Consider the following 1,629-nt stretch of genomic DNA (forward strand, 5'->3'; position numbering starts at 1 on the left):
TTAATAGAGTCGCCGCCGAGGTCGTAGAAGTTGTCGTGGCGGCCGATGGGCTCGCGGCGCAGCACGCCGGCCCACACCTGGGCCAGCCGGGTCTCGACCTCCCCGCGCGGGGCCTGGTAGTGCGCCTGCGGCCCCGCCGAGGCCCCCGGCGCGGGCAGCGCCGCCGTGTCGAGCTTGCCGTTGGCCGTCACCGGCAGCGCGGCCAGCTGCACCCACCAGCCCGGCACCATGTAGCCCGGCAATTGGGCCTGCAAGGCCGCTCGCAGCTGGGCCTCCGATAGCACCACACCCGCCGATGCCACCACGTAGGCCACCAGCTCGCTGCCCTGGCCCTGGCCCTGGCTGCGCGCCACCACGGCCGCCTGCGCCACGCCCGAAAGCTGCTCCAGAGCCGCCTGCACCTCGCCCAGCTCCACGCGGTAGCCGCGCACTTTGACCTGGTCATCGAAGCGCCCCACGTACTGCAGCTGCCCGCCGGGCAGGCGCACCACCTGGTCGCCGCTGCGGTACACCCGCTGCCCGGCCCGCAGCGGGTGGGCCACAAACCGGCGCTGCGTCAGGGCCGCCTCGTGCAGGTAGCCCTGCCCCAGGGCCCGGCCCCCAATCAGCAGCTCGCCCACTACGCCCACGGGCACGAGCTGCTGCTGGCCGTCCACGACGAGCAGCTCCACGTTGGCAATGGGACCGCCCAGCACGGGCTGGGCCACAAACCCGGCAATCGTGTCGGCCCCCAGCCGCTGGAAGCACACGCCGATGGTGGTTTCGGTGGGTCCGTAGTGGTTGAAAATCGTCAATGCCGCGTTGTGGGCCAGCAGCGCGGCCATGTCGGCGGCCGCCATGGGGGCCCCGCCGCAGACCAGCAGCCGCAGCCGGCCCACCTGGGCCAGGGCCGCGACGCCCAGGGCCAGCACCAGGCCCTGCACCAGCGACGGCGTGAGCTTGAGGACCGTGACCTGCTCGGCCGCCAGCCAGGCGAGCGTGGCCCCGGCGTCTTCCAGCACCGCCTCGGGCGCACTCACACACAGCTGCCCGCCGGTGAGCAGCGTCGGAAACAGCACCGTGTAGCCCAGATCGAAGCTGTAGCTGGTCAGCAGCGCCGCCACGTCGTGGGGCCCGAGCTGGGCTTCGTGGGCAAACCACTGGCAGTAGTTGCGCAGGGCACCGTGGCCCACGGCCACGCCCTTGGGCTGGCCGGTGGAGCCGGAGGTGTAAATCACGTAGGCCGTGGGCGCGGGCGCGGGCGCGGGCTGGGGGGGCGTGGCCGGGTAGCGGTCCGCCGTGGCCTGGAAGGCGGCGTAGTCGGCGTCGGTGAGCGTGAGCTGGGCCTGGCTGTGGCCCAGCATGTAGTGCTGGCGGGCCTCAGGCAGGCTGGCGTCCAGCGGCAGGTAGGCCGCCCCGGCTTTCCAGCTGGCCAGCATGGCCACGAGCACGGCCGGCGTCTGGGCCAGCTGCAGGGCCACCAGCGACAGGGGCCCCTCCCCGGCCTGGGCCAGCAGGTAGTGGGCCAGCTGCGAGGACTGCGCGTCGAGCTCGGCATACGTCAGGCGGCTGCCCGAACGGCCGCGCACCGCCACCCGCGACCCATGCGCCAAAACTACCGCCCCGAATTCCGCCAAAAGTGAACCGGTG

1 protein-coding gene is annotated in these 1,629 nt (G+C 73.1%); it reads right to left on the minus strand.

What is annotated here, in order from left to right; all coding sequences use genetic code 11:
- On the minus strand, positions 1-1,629 hold a 1,629-nt coding region (locus tag E5J99_RS20835; RefSeq protein ID WP_135499733.1), incomplete at both ends, for a non-ribosomal peptide synthetase.

It is taken from the genome of Hymenobacter elongatus (assembly GCF_004745955.1).
Classification (GTDB): domain Bacteria; phylum Bacteroidota; class Bacteroidia; order Cytophagales; family Hymenobacteraceae; genus Hymenobacter; species Hymenobacter elongatus.